6 protein-coding genes are annotated in these 3,863 nt (G+C 66.9%); 3 read left to right on the forward strand and 3 right to left on the reverse strand.

Annotated elements, in window-relative coordinates:
• Positions 1-236: 236 nt before the first annotated feature.
• The gene (locus tag AB1609_17625) at positions 237-620 is read right to left on the reverse strand and encodes a DUF5615 family PIN-like protein (GenBank protein ID MEW6048267.1); all 384 of its coding nucleotides are present in this window, start codon (positions 618-620) and stop codon (positions 237-239) included.
• On the opposite strand from AB1609_17625, the gene AB1609_17630 reads away from it, so the two are divergent.
• The 3 genes from AB1609_17630 to hutU are packed head-to-tail and all read left to right on the forward strand — an operon-like array spanning position 553 to position 2,737.
• Positions 553-786 carry a cytochrome ubiquinol oxidase subunit I gene (locus AB1609_17630; GenBank protein MEW6048268.1) on the forward strand — a complete coding sequence of 78 codons (234 nt, stop codon included), beginning with the start codon at positions 553-555 and terminating at the stop codon, positions 784-786. The genes AB1609_17625 and AB1609_17630 overlap by 68 nt on opposite strands.
• Positions 756-1,013, forward strand: a complete 258-nt coding sequence (locus tag AB1609_17635) for a hypothetical protein (protein MEW6048269.1) — start codon at positions 756-758, stop codon at positions 1,011-1,013. The genes AB1609_17630 and AB1609_17635 overlap by 31 nt, the downstream gene beginning before the upstream one ends.
• A gap of 59 nt (positions 1,014-1,072) precedes the next feature.
• Complete coding sequence (gene hutU, locus AB1609_17640; protein MEW6048270.1) at positions 1,073-2,737, forward strand: urocanate hydratase; 1,665 nt, start codon at positions 1,073-1,075, stop codon at positions 2,735-2,737.
• Positions 2,738-2,835: 98 nt separating this feature from the next.
• On the opposite strand, the gene AB1609_17645 is transcribed toward hutU, so the two are convergent.
• Together AB1609_17645 and AB1609_17650 are read right to left on the reverse strand one after the other, a co-directional pair.
• Positions 2,836-3,597, reverse strand: a complete 762-nt coding sequence (locus AB1609_17645) for a hypothetical protein (GenBank protein MEW6048271.1) — start codon at positions 3,595-3,597, stop codon at positions 2,836-2,838.
• 38 nt (positions 3,598-3,635) lie between these two features.
• On the reverse strand, positions 3,636-3,863 hold a 228-nt coding region (locus tag AB1609_17650), incomplete at its 5' end, for an IS3 family transposase (GenBank protein ID MEW6048272.1).

Raw genomic sequence — 3,863 nt, forward strand, 5'->3', positions numbered from 1 at the left:
TATCCAGCACATGAAGTAGGGACGTCTTTGCCACGCTGTCACCGGCCGGCACCGTTCTTGCAGGGGGATACCTCGTGATGGATAATGAGGCCAGGAATTCTCGAGGCAGGGTGTAGAGGCCGCGGTTCGGTATGCGGCGCTGTACCCTTAAGAGACCGAGATGGCTATTCGGCAAGCAGAGGAGCTCTCAAATCCCGAGGCGCTGCGCCGGCGCTATCCCGAGTTAGCGCCGCACGTTATCGACGACGCGTGAACGTGAGTCCTTCCCCCGAGTCGCCTAGCCGTGGCTGTGCTACTGCCCGTGGTGAGTTGAGGGGAATTCGAAACAGCACGACCCCGTAGCTGGCATGGTCACCCCGTTGAAAGACGAGCTCGCCGAAATCCTTGTCGAAAGTAAGCAGGACCCGGCGCTCCTTCCGTGCCCTAGACAGTACCTCGTCGTCGGAACTGCCGGGAGCCTCCAGTCGAACCCAAGCAACGTCGGAGCCCATGTTCTGAAAAAGGCGGGTGCCCTTAACCACGGGCTTTCCTTCCAGAACCTCGGGGTCTACTATGAGCTTTGCCCTGTACCTGTATGGTTGGGAGAGGCTGTCGCCGCTGGCGCACTGGCTGACGGGCATCCCGGTGGCCCTCGGCGGCGCGGCGTCGAGCGTCCTGGTGGTGGCCTCCAACGCCTGGATGCAGAACCCCGGGGGAGTGGAGCTGGTGCCGGGCTTATCATTGGCGGGCTACCGGTGCCGCGGGAGCGGCGCGTGGTGGGGGCGGTCGACATCCCCGGGGCGCTGAGCTGGCTGGCTTTCCGTGACACCGGGGCCGAGGTGGCCGGCCTCGAACGGGTCAAACAGCGAGGGCTCGCGGTGCTCCCCGTCGAACAGAACCTACGGCGGGCGCTGGAAATCGCCGACTACGCCTACGTCATGGAATCGGGACAAATCGTCCTCTCCGGCCCAGGCCGGCAGCTCGTCGGTAGCCCCACCGTGGCCAGCGCCTACTTCGGCCGGCTCCGGTGCTGAGGCCGTCCGCACGGCCCCGAGCGCCCGGACGTAGACCGAAAAGAGGGGGTCAGGGCAACATGGCCGCACCGCAGACCGCGCGGGTGGTGCGCGCCCCTCGGGGCACGCAGCTTTCGTGCAAGGGCTGGCCGCAGGAAGCCGCCCTGCGCATGCTGATGAACAACCTGGACCCGGAGGTGGCGGAGAAGCCCGAGGAACTCATCGTCTACGGCGGCTCCGGCAAGGCCGCCCGCAACTGGGAGGCGTTCGACGCCATCGTGGCCGCCCTCAAAGAGCTGGAAGGAGATGAAACCCTTCTCATCCAGTCCGGAAAGCCGGTGGGCGTGTTCCGCACGCACCCGGACGCACCCCGGGTGCTCATCGCCAACAGCCTGCTGGTGCCGGCCTGGGCCACCTGGGAGAAGTTCTGGGAACTCGAGGCCATGGGCCTGACCATGTTCGGCCAGATGACGGCGGGAAGCTGGATCTACATTGGCACCCAGGGCATCCTGCAGGGCACGTACGAGACGTTCGCCCAGTGCGCCTCGCAGCACTTCGGAGGAACTTTGCGCGGCCGCTGGGTGCTCACGGGCGGGTGCGGCGGCATGGGCGGAGCGCAGCCCCTCGCCATCACCATGAACGAAGGGGTCGCCCTGGTGGTCGAGGTCGACCCGGGCCGCATCCGGCGCCGCCTCGAAACCGCCTACTGCGACCGCATGACGCACGACCTCGATGAGGCGCTCGCATGGGTGGAGGAGGCCGTCTCCCGGCGGGAGCCCCTTTCCGTCGGCCTGGTCGGAAACGCCGCAGAGGTCTTCCCGGAACTGGTGCGCCGGGGCCGCATCCCCGACGTGGTCACCGACCAGACCTCGGCCCACGACCCGCTGAACGGCTACATCCCCGCCGGCCTCACCCTCGAGGAGGCCGCGGACCTGCGCAAGCGCGACGCGGCGGAGTACGTGCGGCGCGCCCGGCAGTCCATCAAAGTGCACGTGCAGGCCATCCTGGACATGCAGGCCCGGGGCTCGGTGGCGTTCGACTACGGCAACAACATCCGCCAGCAGGCCAAAGAGGCAGGGCTCGAGCGGGCGTTCGAGTACCCGGGCTTCGTGCCGGCGTTCATCCGGCCGTTGTTCTGCGAGGGCAAGGGGCCGTTCCGGTGGGCGGCGCTTTCGGGCGACCCCGAGGACATCCACCGGATCGACCAGGCGGTCATCGAGGCGTTTCCCGAAAACCAGCGGCTCGTGCGCTGGATCCGGATGGCGCAGCAGAAGGTGAAGTTCCAGGGGCTGCCGGCCCGCATCTGCTGGCTCGGCTACGGCGAGCGGGCGAAGATGGGGCTCATCATCAACGACCTGGTCCGGCGGGGCGAGGTCAAGGCCCCCATCGTCATTGGGCGGGATCACCTGGACGCCGGGTCGGTGGCGTCCCCGAACCGGGAGACCGAAGGCATGAAGGACGGCAGCGACGCCATCGCCGACTGGCCCATCCTCAACGCGCTCCTCAACACCGCGGCCGGGGCCACCTGGGTCTCGGTGCACCACGGCGGCGGGGTCGGCATCGGGTACTCGCTCCACGCCGGGATGGTGGTCGTGGCCGACGGCACCGACGACGCCGCCCGGCGGCTTTCGCGGGTGCTGACGACCGATCCGGGGCTGGGCGTGGTGCGCCACGCCGACGCCGGTTACGAGAAGGCCATCGAGACCGCCCGCCGCACGGGCATCAAGATCCCGATCCTTAGCTGAGGTAGTCGGCGCTTTCCGATCGGGCTGGAGTTTGACACCTGACTTTGTGATCTTCCCTTAACGACAGGGCTTTGCGGGGGCGCGCGAGGGGCGTGCCACTACGCGGTCTGAGTAAGCGGCAGGTCTTCGACGCGGTTGGGCGGCTGGATGCCCAGCGCGCGGAAGACGGCGGAAGCCTTGCACTTCAGCTCCGTGCGCAGCACGTAGCGCTTCGCCTTGATCTGGAGGGGAACCGCCTTTAGCTTCTCCAGGTCTGCCAGCGCTTGGCGGTAGGAGATCGTATCCCCGAGTTTGTGGCGCAGGTACGACTCGAGGACGAAGGCCAGGAAGCAAACCGCCACATGCCGCCGCACATGCTTGTCGGTCAACACGTAGACCGGGCGGATCTCCAAGGAGCTTTTGAGGTCCCGAAAGGCCCGCTCCACCCACCACAGCGTCTTGTAGCTTTGCGCCACCTCGGCCGCATCCCGATTCGTGTTGGCCATCCCGTCGTAGCGGCCATCCGCTTCGATGGCCGCCTCGTTGAGTTCCCAGGCTTGCCGGTGGACTTTCGGGTAGCGCCGGTAACGGCTGTGGCGGATGAGATGGCTGGGGCTGCCCGGTTTCAGGGCCTCCCGAAGGCGGGCGACCACTTCTTCGCGGGCTTTCCGGTCGTGTTCGGCCGCCTTGGGGTTGTACGCCAGGATGTAGTAGCGGCCCTGGCGGACCACCTCTTTCACCTTCAGGGTCGGACTCACCACCCGATAGCGGCCGGGGCTTCCCACCACCTCGTCCCGCACTCCCCGCACCCGGCGCATTCGCATCCCTACGATGTACTCGAAGCCGGCCTTCCCCAACGCCTCCAGTGTGCGTTTCCCCACGGCTCTGGAGTTGATCCAGTTTCGTGGACAGCCTGTGGCTAAGCAGCCGTAGCGGGGACTTCGTGGTGGAGGTACCACCTCCTCTCGAACTCGTCCGGACTGAGATACCCGAGGGCCGGGTGGCGCCGGCGGCGGTTGTAGAAGGCCTCGATGTACTCGAAGACAGCGGTCTTCAGCAACTGGCGGGTCGGCCACGGCCTGAGATCGAGCAGCTCGGTCTGCAGGGTGGCGAAGAAGCTCTCCGCGACCGCATTGTCCAGAGCATC

Source organism: Bacillota bacterium, from assembly GCA_040754675.1.
Classification (GTDB): domain Bacteria; phylum Bacillota; class Limnochordia; order Limnochordales; family Geochordaceae; genus Geochorda.